Source organism: Sideroxydans sp., from assembly GCF_054604835.1.
This window is the reverse complement of record NZ_JBTSFG010000012.1, coordinates 1-20846: the sequence shown is the minus strand read 5'-3', so window position 1 is coordinate 20846 and position 20846 is coordinate 1. Positions and strand designations below refer to the sequence as shown.

23 protein-coding genes are annotated in these 20846 nt (G+C 52.3%); 15 read left to right on the top strand and 8 right to left on the bottom strand.

The features are described 5' to 3' along the window. Positions 1-7 precede the first annotated feature (7 nt). Positions 8-1168, bottom strand: a complete 1161-nt coding sequence (locus ACYCZ5_RS13505; protein WP_461545322.1) for an IS30 family transposase — start codon at positions 1166-1168, stop codon at positions 8-10. Between the two features lie 419 nt (positions 1169-1587). On the opposite strand from ACYCZ5_RS13505, the gene ACYCZ5_RS13500 reads away from it, so the two are divergent. The 7 genes from ACYCZ5_RS13500 (at position 1588) to ACYCZ5_RS13470 (ending at position 11150) form a co-directional block, all read left to right on the top strand. After that, positions 1588-2904 carry an effector-associated domain EAD1-containing protein gene (locus ACYCZ5_RS13500; RefSeq protein WP_461545321.1) on the top strand — a complete coding sequence of 439 codons (1317 nt, stop codon included), beginning with the start codon at positions 1588-1590 and terminating at the stop codon, positions 2902-2904. A gap of 28 nt (positions 2905-2932) precedes the next feature. Next, complete coding sequence (locus tag ACYCZ5_RS13495) at positions 2933-4246, top strand: GTPase-associated system all-helical protein GASH (protein ID WP_461545320.1); 1314 nt, start codon at positions 2933-2935, stop codon at positions 4244-4246. Between the two features lie 181 nt (positions 4247-4427). Next, on the top strand, positions 4428-5204 hold the full coding sequence (locus ACYCZ5_RS13490; RefSeq protein ID WP_461545319.1) for a TRAFAC clade GTPase domain-containing protein: 777 nt from the start codon (positions 4428-4430) through the stop codon (positions 5202-5204). Continuing rightward, a complete protein-coding gene (locus ACYCZ5_RS13485; RefSeq protein ID WP_461545318.1) occupies positions 5191-6027 on the top strand; it encodes a TRAFAC clade GTPase domain-containing protein in 837 nt (278 codons plus the stop codon). Before ACYCZ5_RS13490 ends, ACYCZ5_RS13485 begins: the two co-directional genes overlap by 14 nt. Further along, positions 6024-8465 carry a GAP1-N1 domain-containing protein gene (locus ACYCZ5_RS13480; RefSeq protein WP_461545317.1) on the top strand — a complete coding sequence of 814 codons (2442 nt, stop codon included), beginning with the start codon at positions 6024-6026 and terminating at the stop codon, positions 8463-8465. The genes ACYCZ5_RS13485 and ACYCZ5_RS13480 overlap by 4 nt, the downstream gene beginning before the upstream one ends. 353 nt (positions 8466-8818) lie before the next feature. Beyond that, a complete protein-coding gene (locus ACYCZ5_RS13475) occupies positions 8819-10615 on the top strand; it encodes a DEAD/DEAH box helicase (RefSeq protein ID WP_461545316.1) in 1797 nt (598 codons plus the stop codon). 247 nt (positions 10616-10862) lie between these two features. Then, a complete protein-coding gene (locus tag ACYCZ5_RS13470; RefSeq protein WP_461545315.1) occupies positions 10863-11150 on the top strand; it encodes an integration host factor subunit beta in 288 nt (95 codons plus the stop codon). Here the strand turns inward: ACYCZ5_RS13470 and ACYCZ5_RS13465 are convergent. From ACYCZ5_RS13465 to ACYCZ5_RS13445, 5 genes are read right to left on the bottom strand one after another with little or no spacing between them, the layout of a single operon-like run. After that, positions 11147-11767 (bottom strand): hypothetical protein, encoded by a 621-nt coding sequence (locus ACYCZ5_RS13465; protein WP_461545314.1) that lies wholly within the window; start codon positions 11765-11767, stop codon positions 11147-11149. The two genes, ACYCZ5_RS13470 and ACYCZ5_RS13465, sit on opposite strands and share 4 nt — an antisense overlap. Further along, the gene (locus ACYCZ5_RS13460) at positions 11768-11998 is read right to left on the bottom strand and encodes a hypothetical protein (RefSeq protein ID WP_461545313.1); all 231 of its coding nucleotides are present in this window, start codon (positions 11996-11998) and stop codon (positions 11768-11770) included. Beyond that, positions 11988-12152, bottom strand: coding sequence for a hypothetical protein (locus ACYCZ5_RS13455; protein WP_461545312.1), 165 nt, complete (start codon positions 12150-12152; stop codon positions 11988-11990). Before ACYCZ5_RS13455 ends, ACYCZ5_RS13460 begins: the two co-directional genes overlap by 11 nt. 41 nt (positions 12153-12193) lie before the next feature. Further along, a complete protein-coding gene (locus ACYCZ5_RS13450) occupies positions 12194-12949 on the bottom strand; it encodes a hypothetical protein (RefSeq protein WP_461545311.1) in 756 nt (251 codons plus the stop codon). A 5-nt stretch (positions 12950-12954) separates the two neighbouring features. Then, a complete protein-coding gene (locus ACYCZ5_RS13445) occupies positions 12955-13392 on the bottom strand; it encodes a hypothetical protein (protein ID WP_461545310.1) in 438 nt (145 codons plus the stop codon). Positions 13393-13761: 369 nt separating this feature from the next. Between ACYCZ5_RS13445 and ACYCZ5_RS13440 the strand changes: the two genes are divergently transcribed. Beyond that, entirely contained in the window at positions 13762-14052 is a 291-nt protein-coding gene (locus tag ACYCZ5_RS13440; RefSeq protein WP_461545309.1) for a hypothetical protein, read from the top strand. Between the two features lie 54 nt (positions 14053-14106). Here ACYCZ5_RS13440 and ACYCZ5_RS13435 read toward each other — a convergent pair whose 3' ends face one another. Beyond that, positions 14107-14370, bottom strand: coding sequence for a helix-turn-helix domain-containing protein (locus ACYCZ5_RS13435; RefSeq protein WP_461545308.1), 264 nt, complete (start codon positions 14368-14370; stop codon positions 14107-14109). Positions 14371-14545: 175 nt separating this feature from the next. Here ACYCZ5_RS13435 and ACYCZ5_RS13430 point away from each other — a divergent pair, with 175 nt between their 5' ends. The 4 genes from ACYCZ5_RS13430 (at position 14546) to ACYCZ5_RS13415 (ending at position 16579) form a co-directional block, all read left to right on the top strand. Beyond that, positions 14546-15238 carry a hypothetical protein gene (locus tag ACYCZ5_RS13430; protein ID WP_461545307.1) on the top strand — a complete coding sequence of 231 codons (693 nt, stop codon included), beginning with the start codon at positions 14546-14548 and terminating at the stop codon, positions 15236-15238. Positions 15239-15331: 93 nt separating this feature from the next. After that, a complete protein-coding gene (locus ACYCZ5_RS13425) occupies positions 15332-15757 on the top strand; it encodes a hypothetical protein (protein WP_461545306.1) in 426 nt (141 codons plus the stop codon). Positions 15758-16009: 252 nt separating this feature from the next. After that, a complete protein-coding gene (locus tag ACYCZ5_RS13420; RefSeq protein WP_461545305.1) occupies positions 16010-16300 on the top strand; it encodes a hypothetical protein in 291 nt (96 codons plus the stop codon). Positions 16301-16435: 135 nt separating this feature from the next. Next, positions 16436-16579 carry a hypothetical protein gene (locus ACYCZ5_RS13415; RefSeq protein ID WP_461545323.1) on the top strand — a complete coding sequence of 48 codons (144 nt, stop codon included), beginning with the start codon at positions 16436-16438 and terminating at the stop codon, positions 16577-16579. Between the two features lie 61 nt (positions 16580-16640). Here the strand turns inward: ACYCZ5_RS13415 and ACYCZ5_RS13410 are convergent, their stop codons facing one another. Beyond that, positions 16641-16943, bottom strand: coding sequence for a hypothetical protein (locus ACYCZ5_RS13410; RefSeq protein ID WP_461545304.1), 303 nt, complete (start codon positions 16941-16943; stop codon positions 16641-16643). A 139-nt stretch (positions 16944-17082) separates the two neighbouring features. On the opposite strand from ACYCZ5_RS13410, the gene ACYCZ5_RS13405 reads away from it, so the two are divergent. From ACYCZ5_RS13405 to ACYCZ5_RS13395, 3 genes are all read left to right on the top strand, one after another. Next, a protein-coding gene (locus ACYCZ5_RS13405; RefSeq protein ID WP_461545303.1) for an IS3 family transposase occupies positions 17083-18203 on the top strand; the annotation gives its coding sequence in 2 pieces (ribosomal slippage) (positions 17083-17341 and positions 17341-18203; 1122 coding nt in all). A gap of 43 nt (positions 18204-18246) precedes the next feature. Beyond that, complete coding sequence (locus ACYCZ5_RS13400; protein WP_461545302.1) at positions 18247-18750, top strand: hypothetical protein; 504 nt, start codon at positions 18247-18249, stop codon at positions 18748-18750. Between the two features lie 490 nt (positions 18751-19240). After that, the coding region (locus ACYCZ5_RS13395; protein ID WP_461545301.1) for a ShlB/FhaC/HecB family hemolysin secretion/activation protein at positions 19241-20846 on the top strand (1606 nt) is incomplete at its 3' end.

Sequence of the window (20846 nt, the reverse complement as noted above, 5' to 3'; positions counted from 1 at the left end):
TGCGGATTCAATCCGTCGACGCAACAAGTTGGTTAAATCGTTCAGCCGGTGTTTGATAGTTTAGCGTCTTCCTTGGTCGTTCATTTAGCCTCCTCGCCACGCCATTTAGCTGAGTTTGCGTGTATCCAGAGAGGTCCATGCCTTTGGGGAAATACTGCCGCAGTAGCCCGTTCGTGTTTTCGTTGCTCCCGCGCTGCCAAGGATTCTGCGGGTCGCAGAAGTAAACCTGTATATCAGTCGCCAATGTGAATCGCTTGTGTTCGGCCATCTCTGATCCCCGATCCCATGTCAGTGATTTGTAGAGTTCCTGAGGTAATTTGCGCGCGTGCTTGATGAGCGCATTGATCACTGTTTCACTATCTTTGCTGGCAACTTTCACCAGCATCACGTAGCGTGTGTTGCGTTCAACAAGTGTTGCAATCTGGCTGGTTAAAGTCCCACACAACAGGTCGCCCTCCCAGTGGCCGGGCACAGCACGATCTTCTACCGTGGCCGGACGCTCGCTGATCGATACCGCATCGACAATCCTGCCGCGATTGTCTGTCTCCTGCATATGATGGCGTGAACGGCGCATAACGCGTGTTCGCCTCAGATGCTGCAGCAGCTCTTTCTTCAATGCCCCGCGGGCTTGGATATAGAGGCTGCGATAGATGGTCTCGTGCGACACCTGATAGTCCTCGTCATCTGGATAGGTGCATTTTAGCCACCCAGCTATCTGCTCCGGTGACCATGCCATTTTCAGTTTGCCTGCCACGATGTGTGCCATCGCGCGGTTCTTCACCAGTTTACAAGGTTGAGGGCGATGCGCTCGGTCCCAAGCTGCCTGGTCGGCCAAGCTTGCGCGATAGCTCTTTCGATCACCGTTACGTTCAATCTCTCGACTGATTGTCGATGCGGCACGGCCAAGCTTCTTGGCGATAGAGCGGATTGAATCTCCAGCAACGACTGATCGGGAGATCTCTTCACGCTCAGACAAGGTCAGTGCCAGTCTCGAACGACATCGAGGAACCGGCCGTATGCCGCCGGTCTCAGACAAAATGCGCTCTATGGATGAATGGTATCGATCAAACAGCTGCGCAATCTGCTGAAGTGAGTCGCCTTTCTGCCAGCGGTCCCACATCAGCGCCTTTTGAGTTTCAGTGTAATAGATGCGTGGTCGTTGTTTCATCTGCAACACTCCTTTCGCTTTCGCTAAGTTTAGTGTGTTGCGTCGACGGATTGAATCCGCAGTTAGCAACCGCCCTTTGAGTTTCCCCCAGGCTACCTGCATGCGATGTCCGCTTCTGACGCGGGAACGGACATCACCTCGGCCTGCATAGGCCGCCTTCTCAGCAAACCACTGATGTCTCTTATGGCCGAGCTGCCGTCCTTGCGGATCATCGGCCATGGCGGACCTTGGACGTGACCACATAGCGGGGCTGCTTTTCGCTGGTTAGGGTCAGAACAGCCGACCTATTGTTCGGCTTAATAGGTTTATCTTAAGTAGCTTTTCAAGCTATTTATTGTCGTTTGTATAAACTACCTTTGGTATTACTATCTGGCTACTAAACTGAATTCGATAAGTTATGCTCCAACGTAAGAATAAAAATGATTGACATAGATGTCCTGCTGATTTGTGCGCTTAAGGATGAGTATGACCAAGTCCTTAAAGTCACTGATGGCCTTCAGGATTCAGGCTGGAATGAACATCCACTTGATAGTGGCTGGATCGTGGCGGATGCTAGTTTTGCAACTACGTCTGGCGGCATGCTACGCATCAGAGCAACGCATGCGAGTCACATGGGGCGTGAGCAGGTTCAAGCTGTTACCAGTAAGCTCATACTTGATCAACCAACGCGCTGCATTGCTATGAGTGGCATCTGCGCCGGGCGACGCGGCAAAGTTTCCTTGGGGGATGTAATTTTTGCGGAACGGCTCTGGTCATACGATGTGGGAAAGGTAACTGTAGAAAATGGGGAATCGAAATTCCAAGGCGACCCCATTCAATATAATCCGGCAAAAGTATGGGTACAGCGAATGCAGCATGTACCCTTCCCGCAGTCACGCACTCCGTGGTTAGATTCACGCCCCATCCTGCCATTAGAACATCAAGAAGAATGGGCTTTACGCCGTATTCTTACAGGTGAAATCCCGAATCAACACCCAGATTTCAATTCGGCATGTCCAAACTGGAGTGATGTTCTGCCGCGCCTTTGGACACGCAGATGGCTGGAAAAGCCTTTGGCGCTTACTGCTACAGGACGGAAACACGCTGAAGAATCCTTTTTGCTCCATCCCATTACACTTCCTGCGCCACCTGGTTTTGGAATTCATGTCGCACCTATGGCGACAGGAGCGGCTGTTCTCGAGGATGAGGGAATATTTCCACGTCTCGCCGATTCAATGCGCAAAGTTGTTGGCATTGAAATGGAGGCAAGTGCATTGGGTGCGCTGGGTGAAGTCCACGGCATACCAGTGGTTGTCGCAAAAGGAGTTTCCGATTACGGCGATCCATTTAAGGATGACCGCTATCGCGAATTCGCCGCCAGAGCCTCTGCCGAGTTGTTGATCACCTTTCTACGGAATGCATCGGACTTGCTACCAATGCAAAATACGACAACGGGGGGAGCTACAGCTAATCTTTTATCGCCATCATCCGTTGATAACATACCAACCGATCTCATTAACGTACTCGCAGAAGAGTATCCCGATGTGCAACATGCTCGTGCTTTATGGCAGCGTGCCGGGGGGAGAGCTAGCGATGTCGAGAATATAACTAGGCCGCGCGATCTTTGGCAGCGGCTTTGGCTGCGCAGTGTGCAAGGCGCTTCTGCGCGCCCTGAAAAGTTGTTGCAAGCAGCTTTGGAAAACTTGCCCGACAATGCCGTATTGCACCAACATCTAGCCATTATTAAACTTCAATAACTACTTAACTTGCTTATCAGGGGGTTGAATGACCAATTTACTAACCGAATTGTTAAACGCGGGACTTATCGAGAAACTTGATGGCGACGATGGGCGTTTTTCGAAAATAGAACAAGCCGCCAAAGTCATCGCACAAGAACTCCGCGAACAGCCGACGCAACTGATTCGAGCAATTTTGGCTGGTCTTGATCCTGAAATATCTGACGACGATCCTCTTATCGTTAGGGCTGAACATGCCTTGGTCGAGGAGTGGAAATCTGTGCGAGGGATTTTCCCTGACGGACTTATCAATATGCTCAGAGCCATTCTGCTGGATGCTTGCGATCAGGTAGCAGAAGAGGATAACAATGCAGCTATCCTGTGGCTAACAGCAGCCGACACTTTGCCTTTATTGAGGCTGGGTAGAGAGGAGACGGCAATACGGCGCCTACTGAACGAGTGGGCAAGAATTTCAGAAGAGCGGGCTCTTGCGAAAAATGCGTTGATTACTATTGAGGATGAGCAGGTTCGAGAAATTGAATTGAAGTTCCCGAAGACTACATCGCTTGTACCTCCGAAAGTAAACCGTTCTGCACTTTTAACCAAAGTGGAAGGTGCGGTGGGACCTCATAATCAGCAAAGCCAACCAGCTCCCGACCCTAATCCGTATTGGCCAAATAATCCGACGCATTGGGTTTGGCAATTTGCACCAAGAATGCAAAAGCTGCTTGCTGAAGAATTGGATTCGTTAGCGACTGAGTTCAACAAGTCACAGCTTGCAGAAATAAAGGAAGTGCAAACATATATAACCAAAGTGACTAAAGCAGTAAATGAGTCGCTGGTTAGCCAGCAGCTTAAGCTGCAAGAAGCTAGGCAATCCGAACAGGTACGTTTGAATTCTCTGTGGTGGGCAGAAGCGCTTTACTCCTCTTCGTTGCGCTGCAGTTATCGCAAACTTGTTCCCGTTATTGCCTCGGTGGCCATGGCGGTTGATCTGCTCAACGAGGTGGCCCAGCCTACAACTGCTAGTGTTGGTTACTTGCTTGCCGAAGCAGTAAACAGAATTCCGGATGCAAGTTTTAATCAAAAACTCACGCTGGCGTCTTTGCTAGAAGCGCTCGGCAGTGGACGCTCCCAGCTTTCTGGAGAATGGCTAGATGCATTTGATGGACCAACCGAAACAGGGCGGATCAGTTTGCGTGATGCGGTGGTTTCGGTTTTGACCGGTAAAGCACATGATGTCGGGACGACTCTAAAGCGCATGGGGGCGAGTGGTGATTTTGAATTGAGCCTTCCCGATTTTGCTCATGCGTTGTTCAGGCAAGAACAAGCGGTGCAATTGGCTGGGGTGTCGAATGAATGAGCGTTGCTCAAACCCAAACTGCTTCGTTCATGAAGGCGAGGTTTGTTGCCTAGGAGAGATGACCCGCGAGGAATGTACTTCATGGTCTGCATCGACGCAGCGAGCTGAATCCGAAGCCGCCAGCCCATCTACAGCATCAGCACGTGTCCCTTGGTCGGGTAGCGCCCTGGGATTGGCGGACATGGCGAATTTGAGTCCGCGCGGCCGTACCATTTTGATCGGAGTGCTGGGGGCGCATGATGCAGGCAAAACTACGCTATTAACCGGCAACTATTTGCAACTGTTGCAGGGGCAATCTCTGGCAAATGCACGGTTTGCAGGATCCCGAACTTTGGGTGCATGGGAATCTTTAGCTGCATGGACAAGGTTTGATGATGCCGCTCGTTCACCTACATTTCCGCCACACACCCCGCGTGGTATCAGTCGTGTGCCAGGTTTACTGCATATCGCTTTGCGTAATGCCGAAGGTGATTTCAGGGATGTGCTGCTAACTGATGCACCAGGGGAATGGTTCACTCGCTGGGCTATAAAGGAAGATGCACCTGATGCCGAAGGTGCAAGATGGCTGGTGCACCATGCAGATGCGTTTTTGGTTTTTGCCGATTGCAATCGGCTAGCCACGGTCAACCCGAAGCGAGGTGCAGCCAGAAATGATTTGCGCCAACTATTGGAACGCTTGAGTAACCATGTGGGCAACCGTCCTACAGCACTGGTCTGGTCGAAAAGCGATATTGAACCCAATTCGGAAATTCGTTCTGCCATCCAGCAAACGCTGAGCAGGCAAATTCCCCATGCAACTGAGATCAACTCCCTCACCTGCCAGCCAGACTCGTTGATCAAGGCGCTGGAGGCGGCTCTTTGTCCCGCGTGGTCTCCGCAACAGGCAAGTCGTATAGTCGAACCAATTCTGCACCATCAACCCTTCTCCGCGTTTCGAGGTGTCCATGCACACGCCTGAAATCGTACTGCTCGGTGGGCCTGATAGCGGTAAAACACATTTTGCGGGACAACTTTATGGACGCTTAAAGAGAAATCCTGGCTTGCTGGAGCTTCGTGATACGCCCGCCGACCTCAGCGCACTGGAAGAAGTACTGCATTGCCTGGAAAATGGACATGCCGCAGACCATACCTCAGCAGGCACTTGGACTGATGTTTTACTTCCACTTAAAGATAAACACGGCAACGAGCTAGATTTGCGTTGGCCAGATTACGGCGGCGAGCAGTTGCGCACAATATTCACGGAACGCCAAGTAACAGAAGCATGGCGATCCGAACTTCGGAAAGCGGATGGATGGCTGCTGCTTATACGATTGAAGAAAGAAATTACCTATCCGGACGCGCTGGCAGAATTGGCAAAACAGACCTCTGCCAGTAATAGTTCTGCGGCACGAGCTGGTGAATGGGATGGAAATGCACGCTGGGTGGAGATGTTGCAAATTTTGCTGCATGTGGCTGGAGTGAATTCCGTGTCACACGGCGAACAGCCGCGCCTTGCGGTGCTGCTTTCCTGCTACGATGAGTTAACGACAGATGGCCTGCTGCCCAGTCAAGTACTGGCCGAATATCTTCCGTTGGTCGCTGCATTCATTGATAGCATTTGGAAGCCTTCTGACGTCAGCATATGGGGGCTGTCAGCATTGGGCTGCCTATTAGAACCGAAAAGCGAAAACGAAAGTTTCATCAACCAAGGCCCAGAAAATCAGGGCTGGGTGGTTCGTCCGGATGGTCAGCAGGATTCTGACTTAAGTCGTCCGCTGGCTTGGTTGCTGGGGGCTGAGTGATTCAGCCGCTCAGGGCGCGGTATGGTGCCAAGAATAACAGTCATGAATTGCTCGAATGGCAAGGACAAACTGCCTCTTTGCCTTCCGCACTACTCGGCTTGACTGACAAACCACCGGGCCATCTCGTTCAGGATGAGCGTTGGTGGCCTTCACTGGGGTGCGGTGCTGTTGGCGATTGGTGGGCGCTTTGGTGGACAGTGCCCGACGATGCCGTTAGCCGGGGCGGCATGGTGCGCAGTGAGGTTGCATTGTGGCCCTTGAATGAAATCGGGGCCGTGAATGATTTGCGTCCTGTGCTGGCATCGCTTTCAGGATGGGAAACTATCCCCACTTCTCCTTCCGACTTGCTGCACGCTGTGGCAGAGGCGCTAGTGTCATCAGAAATTCGACAGCCTCCTGTCGTATCGGATTTGGATGTTTGGGCGGGTACTATCGCTGACCTTTGGTCGCGATTGTGGCCTGACGCACGGCGCGGTTTTTCCGCGCGCGTTGCCGTGATCCCCCCTCAGGGAGGTGAGTCGGTTGCCCCACCTTTACTTTATTGTGTGCCAACGCAACGCTTGCCTGGGTGGTCCGATTTTCCAGTTATACGCACCGGCACAAGCGCAAGTCCAACAAGCCGAGCCGCCCTTTGGTTGATTGGTAAAGAGGATCTCACTATTAGTGAGATCCTGGACTCCTGCAACTTAAATTTTGGTGATCTGAAAAAGCTTGCTTCGGTGGCACGCGCTGCGGATCGTTTGGATAGGTTGCGCGAATTTCCCTCGCCAATTAACGCGCTTGAATTATTACGTTCCTTGGCAGTTCTGGCTCCATCGCCCGCTGCGGCAAAGAATATAAAAATTGAGGCGTTGAGCGAGCTAGAGCTTGGCTTGAATGTGGCGAATCCCGAGTTCGTATTTATGCTCAAAAATCTTGATCCAGCCTCTTTGCCAGATGGCGGGCATCCCAGTGCGGCGCTCACAAGCTGGGTTTATAGTCAGGCCCCCCATTTGACATTGGACGAAGCGCGGCAACTTTTCACTGGATTGGGAGAGAATAAGGCTCAAGATTGGTGGCAGGCCTCGGTACGCAAAGCGCTCCATGATGGATTTGCAAAGCCTGATAACCAGTGGGCAAAGATCGCGATTAACTGGCTGGGATTGCCTGATTGCGCCAAGATACTCGAAGGTGTTCTCCCCTCGACTGAGACAGTTGAAAGCAGACTGCTTGATGTCGCTACTGAATTAACACTACCCAAGGACGTTTTACAACATCTTCAAACACAATCAGTAGTGCGTCTATGGTCGCGCTTGCACGCTTGGGCAGTGATGAGTGTATTTTCGCCATCACAGGCATTTGAACAGCAGCGGAAATTTTCGGGCAATGTTGGTGCAGGGCTGAAATATCTGGTCTCGCATTTGTCAGGAAAGGATGTCGTCAATGCAGTAATCGACAAGCCAGATAGTCAGTTTATCCAGCTTGTCGCACAGCGTACCGCACGTGAGCCATATTTATTGCAGGACTTGGATACGGAGCAAGCAGCTTGGCTAGAATTATGGGCTGCTCATATCGCCGCCGGTGGCGATAATTGGCCACCGAAAATAAACCACGTGATACTGGGGGAAAAGCTGCTCAAAGCATTATTGTCAGGTGGGAAAGAGCCTTCAGGTCTTATCGCGCCCCTTGCGAGAGACTTGGCTGGAATTGCTTTTAATCTGTCTGATAGGGAAAAGCTGTGGGGGGTGTTGAAAACTGATAGTCGCGCAGCATTGCTTCCCTTGGTTGCCGATGTTCTGATACAAGCTTGCAATGCAGGGCAGGCTGTTCATAGCCCAGAACCTCAACTGGCACAGGAAGTACTCAAGCGAGTCCGAGCAACCGGTTTTTCGATCAAGGTTTTTGTACTGCTCTTATCCTCGAATGTGTCGCTGGACGAGCAAGATTTGATTCGCTGCATCTCAGCTTCAGCACGTACTGATTGGATACCAGCCATTGCTGAGGCGGTCCGGAAAGCTGTACTTAATAGAAGATGGAAGGAGGCAGCAGAATATATTTATGATCGTTTCATGTCGGGTGGAATTCCAGAACTGAGCGTAGTGGTGGATGCCTGCCAGGTGTTGCTTTCACCGTGGCAACGTATACGGTTCGCTATTAAAACGGGAAATACTAGCCTTGCACCAAATATTGAGGAGAGCCTTGCGCATCGAGTTGCTGAACTGGGAGGTGATCTCGCGCCTGGTGAGTTAGATGATATTTGGGAGCGTGCTGGCGGAAAACGTAAGGATTTAATTACAGAAGGAACTCCTGCAAGCCGCTGGCAAGCGGCATCTAACTTGGCGAAAAGAGGCAAGTTAAAGGGGGGGATGTTGGCATTAGTAAGGGAGCTAGAGAATTCTCATCCCTATAATCCAGATTTAAAGGAGCTCGCGAATGTTCTTTCGAAAGAGCAGAACTGACAAAGCGGAAAACAATTTCTGATACGCAGTGTGAACTGGTAGCACTAAGTTGTTTTTTCGAAATTCAGTTGCGTGTCCGCAATGTAGTGAAAGCGAGAGCTACATTCGTTGATTGCTATAGTCCGCTTAGGCCGATTTTCGGATACGCTTAAAGTACATTTTGTGTGAGTCCAAGAGGCAATGCGCTTATTCAGCTGGATACCGCACCATCGCAAAAAGTATATAGACCTATATATAGACCTTTCGGCATATGCACCAAATAGCCAGTCGTGGTAGTTTCCAAGTCAGCGTATGTGTCTACAAGGAACGAAGTGGCGACCCTGATCCCAAGCTTGAGCACTTGCACATCCAGAATGACTGGAGGAGAGCGTCGACTTGCGCAGCGCTTGGAAGCCAAGCTCGAAGACGATTACCTGATCTGGTATGACGTTCCGATCGGCCCGTCGAATTCGCATCCTGATTTCATCATCGTCCATCCCCAGCGCGGCATCCTCATCCTCGAGGTCAAGGACTGGAAACCCGATACGATTCGTAGTGCCACCAAACAGTCGTTCGAGATCCTGACCGGTTCAGGCATCAAGCATCTGATCAACCCGATGGAGCAGGCGCGCCAATATGCGCATGCAGTGAGCAATGTGCTGCAGAAGGATCCGCAGCTCACCATCAACAGTGGCGTTAAATCCGGCCACTTGGTGTTCCCCTGGAGCTACGGTGTGGTGATGCCGAACATCATGCGCAACGTCTTTGAGTCCTCCGGTTTGGGAGAGGTCATCGAATCCAGCCGCGTGATCTGTCAGGACGAGATGTTCGAGAGCATCGAGCCAGAAGATTTCCAGCAGCGGCTATGGAACATGTTCACCCTCAAGTTCCATGGCAAGCTCACCTTGCCCCAGCTGGACAGGATCCGCTGGCACATGTTCCCGGAGATACGGATCGCTACGCCTTCAAGCGGATCGCTGTTCGAGGACGAGTCACAGGAGACGGTCGAACTGCCGGACATCATGCGAGTCATGGACCTGCAGCAGGAGCAATTGGCTCGAAGTCTGGGCGAAGGTCATCGGGTGATACACGGTGTCGCAGGCTCCGGCAAAACACTCATCCTTGGCTACCGTGCCCTCCATCTGGCCCAAGCGTGCTCCAAGCCTATCCTGATCCTGTGCTACAACCGGTCGCTCGCATCGAAATTGCGTGACCAGATGGCAGAGCGGGGCGTCAGCGCTAAGGTCCATGTACATACCTTCCATGCCTGGTGCAATGCTCAGCTGCGCGCCTACCACGTCGACCTGCCCAAGAATACAGGGGATGACGATGCATTTTATGCGGACATGGTCGACTGCTTGATCCGCTCGGTAGACAAAGGGCTGGTCCCCTCCGGGCAATACGATGCGATCCTGATAGACGAAGGACACGACTTCCGTCCGGAGTGGTTGAAGCTGGTGGTGCAGATGGTCGATCCGCTAAGCAACTCGCTGATGGTTTTGTATGACGATGCCCAATCCATCTACGAGCACACCCATAAGCAGAAATTCAGCTTCAAGAGCTTGGGTATCCAGGCGCAGGGGCGGACGACCATACTCAAGATCAATTACCGCAACACCCAGGAGATACTCAATGTCGCAGCGTCTTTCGCGAGAGAGCTGCTGTCGGATGAAGCGGCTGATGAGGACGGCGTGCCGATCGTGCAGCCGATGAGCGCAGGCCGGCATGGAACGCCACCTGTATTCGTGAACCTGCCTACGCTGGACGAAGAATCCAAGTGGATCATCAATCAGCTCAAGGAAGCCAACCGTACCGGTACGCCCTGGAATGAGATGGCCATCCTGTATCGGAGCTATTACCCGGTCGGACAGACGCTTGAGCGCAATATCAAGGCTGCCGGCATCCCCGTCAGCAGTCGCAAGGAGGTGCAATTCAGTGGGGCACAGGACACGGTCAAGCTGATCACCATGCATTCCTCCAAAGGTCTCGAATTCCCGCTGGTGGTCATTCCGGGTGTCGGCCTGATGCCGGACGACAAGACTTCTGTCGAAGAAGAGGTGAGGCTGCTCTATGTGGGCATGACGCGAGCGACGTCCAGATTGCTGATGACCAGCCACCAGGAATCCACCATTTCGAAGAAATTGCAGCAGGCCATACCCAGCCCCCAATAACGCTGGGTGGTCAGCCTTTCCAGAACGCATATCGATACACGACGCGCATCTGTTTCAAGAAGTCCATTCGACGCTTCCTGATCATTCTGCCCCCTGCAACTAGCGGCGCAAAGAATCCTATCCCGCTTCGGTTCGCGAACCTGCGCCAACGTCTCCAGTGGTTAACCATGTTCAGTTTCCTCCTCTATAATCCGCAGCCGGCTTGCCTGCAGGCAGGCGTATATTTGTATAACGACCCCAAGATCAAATGAACCGCTCTGAACTCATCGATAAGCTAGCCGAACGCTTCCCGCAACTCACCCATAAAGATTCCGAACTATCCGTTACCGTGATTCTGGGGGCCTTGGCAGACAGTCTGGCACAGGGCGGGCGAGCCGAGATCCGTGGCTTCGGCAGCTTCAGCCTCAACTACCGTCCCCCGCGCAAGGGGCGCAATCCAAAGAACGGTGTCTCTGTTCAGGTCCCCGAAAAATACGTGCCACACTTCAAAGCGGGCAAAGAACTGCGCGAGCGCGTGGACTACGATCGGACTTAGTGCAACTGGCCAGACCAGTGTGTCTCGCGATCCTCGATCGCACTCATCCTATGGGCGGCCTCCTTGAACTTCATTTCGAACCAAGCCGAAGCTGGGTGGGCCTGACGCACGCCCAGAACTGTAAAATTTTGTGGCGCTGTGTTGATGTGCTTGAACCGCACCTGACTGACTGCGGTCATGGCATCGCTGGTCTGGATGTCCACCAGAGCGAGCTTGGTTTCGCCAATAATCCCGAACACCACAAAGTGCTCGTCATCACGCTTGCTGAGGCTGGTGCGGGTGAGCTCTTCGATCTCTTCCCGTGTCTCGGGGGTGATGAAATCGGCATCCAGCGTCAGCATGCTGCGCAGATAGACGACATCGATATTCAATACCGGCTGTTCAGAGGGCAGCGTGCGCAGGGTGTCTTTCTCCTGATCAATGCCGTACAGCAGACGCTCATAGGAATCCGCAAAGATCATGGCATGCACAAAACTGTCATGGCTGTGCGTGCTGATCCTGAAGCCGACGCTGTAACAGTCCGCCCAAGGCAGATTCGGCTCCATTTTGGCGCGGGCATCGACCGGCTTTACGCTAAGGTCGAGATGCGGATGTAGGAAGGTTGGTGTTCGATTCATCTATTTCTCCTGTTTATGGGTTTTATCGTTGGCGGCCTTTACCTCGATCAGAGACCGCTGGTGCCTGGCCATCAGGCGGTTGTATATTTCCAGTAGCTCGCTCAGGTCATCGACTTCCTCCCGGTCGGGATGAGAGTTTTCGAATGAGCGCAGGACGGCAGTCAACAGTGCGTGCTCGATAGCCTCCCGGCCGGAGCGAATCAGAACCATCTGCTGTAGATTAGTGATCATGTCCGCTCCTCATCGCCACGATGACTTGCCCACTGTTGGCAGGGCAGGCGGCAACCTGATGGGCTGATCCGGGCTCATCAGCCAATATCCGGTAGCTCAGCCACAAACTCAGCAACATCAATGCGCTTGAAGCGCCAATCATCTGTAACAACATCTTCTGACTCCTATTCATCATCATTACGATCACCTGACAACTCAGGCTGCCTGTGCCATCTGACGGAAATGCCGGGTGACGGGATAAGTGGTCACCAGACGGGGGCCTTCATTCGGGTTATCCGTCACGACCATCACCATCTGCTGAACACTGTTCAGGAAATAGCGACCTTCATGCTTTCCGTTGCGGTTGTGGATGACGCCCGCCCACAAGCTTTGGCGTGAGACCTCTTTCACAGACTGGTGCTCGGCCAGCCGGCTCAGCTTCTTCCAGGCCAACTGCATCACTTGGTCGGAGGGCTGATCAACCAGAGCTCGGTCTACAAAGCGGTCCAGAACGTGGCGGGTCACCGAGACCTCGCCCAGCCCCCGCAGCCGGATCGTTTCCTGACGAGGACCACTGACCAGCAGATCCTCCTCGGTTGCGGGAATCTGATTGCTGAACCAGCGGGTATCCTTCTCCACGCTGATGGGACAGGCGGCGAATCGTGTGCACAGGAAATTGGCATAAGGGGCCAGATGAACCTTGTCGGACTGACGCCGCTGCAGCTTGCGGATCGCGCCGGATGACACGACCAACTGCGTCTTGGTGTTGCCGCTGATATTGTTTCCAAGCACACACCGTACTTCGAGCAGGTGCTGGATGGCTGCCAACTCGGCAGCGATGGCCTTGTCTTCAACTTTGGCGGCGACTTTGACGCGTAGCAGGCCACCCAAACGAACGGTACTGTTGGTCCAGTACACAAGGTAGGTGTCGGTTTGCTGGCTGGGGATGGTATGGGTCTTCAGGGTATGCATGGTGATCACTCCTTGCTCGCAAAGAGCTTGTCCGAGAACGGCAGGAGCAACAGCAGGACCGACGCACCTACGAACAGGTAGATCAACTTCAACTGATACGGCGTATAGGGCTGATCGGTCAGCACCTTGTAGGCAATGATCTGGTGTTCTGAAAGGGTGAAGGGGTTGCCATCGATATGCACCCGACCACCTGTGTTGAGCAGGTTAGGGCGGAAGGGAAGGTTGACTTCGCAGGTTGCCCCGTCAGTGGAGAGCTTGACTTGGGTGCCGATACGCTGCATCAACGTGCAGCCGTCATGTTGCAGGATCAGTCTAGTCGGTTTGACTTCCAGCTGCCCGATGACAAACGCACCGATCAGCAGCCAGGCAATCAGTCCGCTGAAGATCAGGGAAGCTTTGGTCTCCTTGCTAAGGGTTTTGGAATTACGGTTGTTGCGAAACATCTAAATGACTCCTTTTGGTTAGTGAGGAGAAAGTTAGCAAAACTCGCAAATTCCCAAAGCGAAACTTTTCAGAAATGGATGCAGCGTGATGAATCGAGGCAGGTTTCTTGTTCAGGTATGTACCTGTTTGCTCATTGCTGCCGTCTCAATGAGCACATAGAGAGTGATTCTGAAAGCCAATAAGGACGGTACTTGTAGGGCTGAATTCAAAAGAGATCATCCAGATAATGGCATTTGAAAATGGCCCTATGGCCGATCCATTGGCTCGATACCGGTCTTTAATAAGGCAGGAAGGCGTGACGCCGTTGGGGCAGGGAGGGCTATGGGATGGCCTTGCAATAAAGTGGCTTCTTTAGCTACTCTTGCCGCATGAAAACCGTAACCGTAATAGAAGCAAAGAACCGGCTCGGCCAAGTGATCGGCTTGGCGCTGGCCGAGAAGGCTGTCCCCTTTACGAAAAATGAGCGCGATTCAGTCGAGCCCGTTTCTGCGGAATTGTCCGGGCAACAGGGGTTCATACAGGACGCCTATTCCAAAGAAAAGAACAGGCAACGCACAGAGTTTGCCCAAGAGGTCGGGCAGGGGCGGGTGAAATCCTCCGATGCGTCCATGTTCAAGGGAATGGAAACTTCAGTAAAGTTCAGGAATGAAGAGTTCTGATCTTGCCCTCGCTTTACGCAAAGCGCGCATCCAGTTGACCAGGCAAAATCGGAATTAAGACTTCGAAGCTGTTTTTCGTGGCGTGCGTTCTGGCTCGGTAAGTAGCTCCGGCATACCCACCCCAAGGGCGCAGGCGATACGCTCGATATTGGCGATGGACAGATTCCGCTCCCCCCGTTCCACCGAAGAGATGTAGTTCGGGTGCAGGCCCGCGCCCTCAGCCACATTCTCCTGTGTCAGTTTCTTCTCCAGACGTATCCGCTTCATATTGCTGGCGAACAGCAATTGAGCAGCAAACTTTTGAGTTGGTTTTCCCATGCATGCAGTCTTGACGACAGCCGCACCCTAATCCACACACTTTAAGTTTGATTTGTGAGTGTGTTTTGTTAAAGTAACACTATGAGTTTGGTTATGCCCGGCGATTCAGAATGGATAGCTCAGGGCTGCTGGGCAGATTCGCGTACCAATTAATAGTGAACTGAAAGGGGGAGGAATGAAGGGCTTAGGAACATATCGGCTTGCAGTGCTCATGTTGGGAGCAGTGCTTAATTCAGGTTGCGCGATGCTGGGGAATGACATCCCGCCAGAGCAACTGGCGAAGCTGGCCACCATTGAAGGGGCTGCCGGCTATCCGTTGCATTCAATAGATGGTCGTACGACCTTGTTTACCTCATCTCTAAACGTCGAGCCCGGAGAACATGTTGTCGAGTTGACCATAGCTTGTCAGAGCAATCAGTGCGTCTACCAGACCTATCGCTTCAACACTCAGGCAGGATTGCTTTACCGACTGATGCCGTCCAGAAAGATTCTGGTGCTTGATCGCAATGATCAGTATCAGCGGAAGGTTGACGAACTGCTTCTATTGGGGGGTCAAGGCAATGTTTACGGCTCCAAAGAAGAGCGAACCAGGTTTGCCAGAGCGGTCGTCCAGCAAGAGACTGATGCCCGGAATGCCTTGATTGAGAGAAGGAGGCAGAACATCCCTTGGATGAAGAAGGTGGGCGCGCGGATTTGTCAGGCTCAAGGCTACATCCTGTATACCGGATTTGTTGAATCCTTCACCGATGAGAAGCTCCAGATACGCGTTGCAGAAGCAAGGATGCGGGACAACCCACAGTGGGCACCGGGGGATTTTCAACCCCATATCGTCTGGGATTCCCCCTTGAACTGGGACTTGTGCGAATAGTTTCCGGCTGGATGCCACGACCAGCCAGGCTATTCGATCTCTCGGGAAAGAGCAGCCATTCGCGTGGCGCAACAATAAGAAAGGCAAAAACTGATGTCTAGAAAAATGATGGGCCTGCTGGCAGGAATATTGGCGTTGAGTGGCTGTGCAATGATGGGCGATGGCATTCCGCCAGAGCAACTTCCCAATTACGGACTGGTCGTTTCAAGGATCAGTGATCACGGTCGGAATATGGACACCCTTCCAAGCTCACTAAGAGGATTTGATAACGAGGCCTATGTAAGTTGGATCAACGGCAAAGCAGCCTTCCCGGCAAGGCAAATGATGAATCTTCTGCCGGGTGAATACGACATCCAGGTTGGGTTAGGGTGCGGGAATTCAGCTACTTGTCGACCCAGTAGGATCTACAAGATCAGGGTGGAAGCAGGTAAGCGCTATATTCTTACGCCAGATGCCATCTATGTCAGTGATCGAAGCGTACCAAGGGCTGATGCCAACGAGAAGCTGTATCAGTATTAGTTTTACTTGAGCCACCAGCCGTCAGATTGAGGAGGGTGGCTCAACGTCCATCATTGAATTGATGCCCAATATCTGAAGCATGATTTCCGTTACGGACACAGTAGATGCTGCATATGGATCGCTGAGTAACGTGCTGTGAATTTCATGTTTGGGAGTCAGGGGTGTTTTGCTATGTTCCTATTCTCAATAGAGGAGAAGAGCATGCATATCCGAACCATCCCAATGATGCGAGTCGCTTTGGAGGGCAATTGAATGGATTTATTCGATCCGATATGCCCTGCACTGGATGAGATGTCCTTGGAAGGAGAAATCATCCATATTTCTGATGGCCTTGCCGAGTTCTGCGCAATCAATGCCTTCATGAGCGCAGCTATGACCTCAGTGATGTCTGCAGAGGAGTCGGTCCCCGAGGATGTCTTGCAGGGGGCGCGACGATGCAGCGATGCCATTCGTACTCGAATGCAGGGTCTGAAAGTGGAAGTGGAGCACTTCCGTGTCAGGTACCTGAATGCTGAACTACAGCGGGCTGCTAATAAGGGCTGAATTAGGATGGTTAGCATGGTGACTCAATTTTCCGCCTTCGGGTATTCCAGTTCGTAGGTCGATAGGCTCATCAAGGGATTGATCGGCTTCTGCCCAGACTTCGAACAGCCGCTCACAGAGATTCTGGATCGGCTGGTGAACCTGCTGTCTGGCTATAAGAAACCCGAAGATCTGATAGGCGAGAACGGCCTACTCAAGCAACTCACCAAGGCACTCGTTGAACGGGCGCTGGATTTGTTTGACGCGAGCGCTAAATCGACCGCTAGTTGGGCTGGCTAACGTAAAATTGAGGGGTATGGCGCTTTTGCACCGGCTCTCTCGAATGCAGGGTTGGGCATCATTATGAAACGCGAATGCGAGCAAGAAAGTCGGCACTAAACCACTCTTGTGGAGATAACACTCGCCTTCCCCGTCCTGGCCAAGGATCTCGGACAATAGCGGAAGTTACGTTGCCGTTGCCTTGCCCGTCTCGGACATAAACCAACGAAGTAAGCAACATGGCGTGCCCCATTGTGCCGATGATTAACGGCATGTCTTGTGCTAAATCTTGAGCAGCCGTTATTGGATTGGCGGAATATACATCGCCTGTTACTGAGAAATCATCCCCATCTTCATCCGTCCATCCTCGGTTGAGATTAGCCAAGATTTGTCCCGGTTGTCCGGGCAGATTAACTATACCGCCCCATGTTTCAGCAACGATTCTTTCTTGAGGTACCGACGTCCCCCCATCTTGAGTAGCACCTGACATTAGAGTCCAATCCCACTCACAAAGGAGATTGGACATGAAGAAGCGATTCACTGAAGAACAGATCATCGGCTTTCTGCGCGAGGCTGACAGCGGACTGCCCATCAAGGATCTGTGTCGACGACATGGATTCTCAGAAGCGAGCTACTACCTGTGGCGTAGCAAATTTGGCGGCATGAGCATCCCGGATGCCAAACGTCTGAAGGCGCTGGAAGCGGAGAACAGTCGCCTGAAGAAGCTGCTTGCTGAGTCCATGTTGGAGATGGAGGTCACGCGCGAAGCGCTCCGAAAAAAGTGGTAAAGGCACCGGCACGCCGCGAACTGGTGCACTACCTGGCGGATCGCGGATTGAGTGAGCGCCATGCCCTGCGTGTTGTCGGCATGAGTGCCAGTGCCTATCGTTACCAGCCGACGCCCGACCGAAATGCGGCCCTGCGTGAGCAGATCACGGTGCTGGCGCACCGGCACCGGCGTTATGGCTCCGGCATGATTTACCTGAAATTGCGTCAGGCAGGACAACAGGTCAATCACAAGCGAGTCGAGCGCCTTTATGCCGAGGCCGGACTTCAGGTACGGCGGCGCAAACGCAAGAAGGTGCCGGTGTCTGATCGGCATCCCTTGGGGCGGCCACAGAAGGCTGATCAAGTGTGGTCGATGGACTTCGTGTTCGACCGGACCGCCGAGGGGCGTGTCATCAAGTGTTTGACGATAGTCGATGACGCCACTCACGAAGCTGTGGCCGTTGTACCTGAGCGCGCGATTGGTGGTCATGCGCTGACGCGCATCCTGGAGCGGTTGGCAGTCCAGCGTGGCCTGCCCCAAGCGATTCGTACCGACAATGGCAAAGAGTTCTGCGGCCGGGAGATGCTGACTTGGGCGCATGCACGTGGCGTGCAGTTGTTCCTGATCCAGCCGGGCAAGCCCAACCAGAATGCCTATATCGAATCGTTCAACGGGCGACTGCGCGATGAGTGCTTGAACGAACACTGGTTCGTCAGTCTGGCGCATGCCAGCGTGGTGATCGAGGCTTGGCGGCGGGAATACAACGAGGAGCGGCCGAAGAGATCGTTAGGCGGCCTAACGCCCTCGGCCTACGCAGCACAACTGGCAGGAAAATCGGTTACATTAACTGCGGACTCTAAAGCCCTGTGCTACTGAAAACTGGGGAGACGTCGGCTTTGATCGGTTTGCTGCTCTAGCAATGATGAACATCATGGGAAGCCGCGACAAGGCCACAAAGATTAAGTGCCACGATGCCTATGCCAGCTTTCTTCATCATCTATATGAATTCTATTCCGGGTGCATTAAGCGTGATTTTCGGAGCACTGAAACGGTACGATACAGTGTACTTGATCAAATGTTCAATCATGAAGTTACAAAGCTACTGAAGAATAGGGTTGATGCGATAAAGGGCGGTTACGCGCCATCTTGGGAAAATCACATTTCCGTCTATCAAGTAGAAGTACCGACCGAATTCGGGACGCAATTCAGGAAGATCAGAAACAGAACGGCTCACGCAAGCACCAAACGCTCTTCGCCAGATGACGAGCTACCTCTCGGTCAGTTCTACGAGAAATACCACAACTTTGTTTACCTTCTGTACTATTCGGCCCAGCGGCTTTGGACTGTCAAAGACATCGAAGCACAGGACTGGAAATCAATTGAAGAATTTGATCTTGCAGTACGACCCCAATCCCGCAGTTGAGCCGGTATGTGCGAAAAACCGCGCAGGCTGCTCACTTCTATGTTCAGTTCACTCTGGGCTGGTAAGCAGTCAAATTTCAAATTAATCTGATTTGGCCGCTTAGTCTGCAACTAGCTCGTCATAATCTTCGGACACGACGGATCATAAATTATTCTATTAAATCTAGCAGATTGGTTGACTAATGCAGAGATCCATTTGATGGAGAGCGGTAATCGGATTGGCATGTTCGGAGATGCGCTCCGCATTTGTATTTAGTAGACAAAAGTGCAATTCAGTACAGCTTAAGAAATTTCTCAACGCTGCTTCATGGCAGTTTGCGTACCACGCTAATTTAATTATTGGAAGCGCAAAAAGTATATAGGCCGGAGGTAAGGTATATAGGCCAAATGGCATATATACCCCTACAAAAATATATAGTAAGGTCAGTGCAACGAATAACTCGGAGCTGGCGATTATAGCCAGCTTCTTTTTGCACAGATTTCCTTACTTGATGCATCGATCATTTATACAACACATCAACTGCTGGGCTTTGCTATTTGTTGTTTCCTCGCTTTGGACACACAGTTCTTATGCCGCTGTAGAGACCACCGACACGGAGGCGTTGCGCAACCGTGCGCGGCAAGAAGCGCTTGAGCGCGAACTTCTACAGAAACAGCCTAGAGTAGATCTTCAGGCGGAGCGAGCGACCAAGGAAGTAACCGTATTCCCAGAAAATGAAACGCCTTGCTTTACGATCCGGCGATTCAGTATTGAGATTCCTGATCAACTTTCCTCTGAAGCCAAACGACTTGGTGCGAGTACCTCCCCCCGTGACACATTCAATTTTGCTCAAGAATATCTAGAGCAATACAAAGGCCGTTGCATCGGTCACGGAGGTATCAACTTCCTCATCCAAAATCTGTCGACACAGATACTTGCGCGGGGATATTCCACCACACGCATCGGCATTCCCGAACAAGACCTTGCGAATGGCACACTCAAGCTCACCTTGGTGCCCGGACTCATCCATGAACTAAGGTTCGCCGATGCCAAGACAGCTGGGACATGGAAGAACGCATTCCCGACGGCTTCAGGGAGGCTGCTCAATCTGCGTGATCTTGAGCAAGGGCTAGAGCAGATGAAGCGTGTACCCAGCCAAGAGGTCGACATGCAGATCGTCCCGGCGGGCAGCATGGGCGAGAGTGATGTCGTTATCTCGGTCAAACGTATTAAGCCGTGGAGGGTTGTTACCACGCTGGATGACACAGGGGCAAAGGGCACGGGTAAATATCAAGCTGGCCTCCAGTTCGCATGGGACAACCCGCTGGGTGCGAATGACTTGCTCAACATCGGCCTGAACTCAGATGCAAATCGAGATGACTACCAGCACGGCACACAAGGCAACAACCTCTCATATTCCATCCCGTTCGGCTATTTGACTGCATCAGTCTCGTTGAGCGAATCCACTTACCATCAACGTATCCAAGGCTCAGTGACCAGTTTTGTTTCTAGCGGCAAGTCGCAGAATTTCGAAGCGAAACTAAACTACTTGTTCCACCGCGATCAATTCAGCAAATCCAGCATACAGTTCCGCACCACCAAGCGCTGGAGTCACTCCTACATCGACGACACCGAAGTTGCCGTGCAAAAGCGCAACACCACGCATGCTGAACTTGCGCTGATCCATAAACACAATATTGGACAGGCACAGTTGGACACTACATTCGCCTATCGTTGGGGAACGCCTTGGTTTGGCGCACAGGAAGAGGCTGCGAATATCGCCAATGGCAGTTATCGCTATCGTCTCGAGACCTTGGATACAACATTGAACATACCGTTCAAGATCAAAGAACGGCCCCTCAACTACAGCGCCACCTTGCGCGTACAAAATACCAACACCCCCTTGTTTGCCAGCGAATGGTTCTCCATTGGTAATCGCTGGACAGTGCGCGGATTTGATGGCGAATCATCGTTGGGCGCAGAAAAGGGATTCTTCTGGCGCAATGAACTCTCATATCCCATTCCCGAAACACAGCAGTCGACTTACGTCGGTCTCGACTACGGCAAGGTCTATGGCAACAACGTAGTCAACCTGCAAGGCGATCATCTGGCGGGGT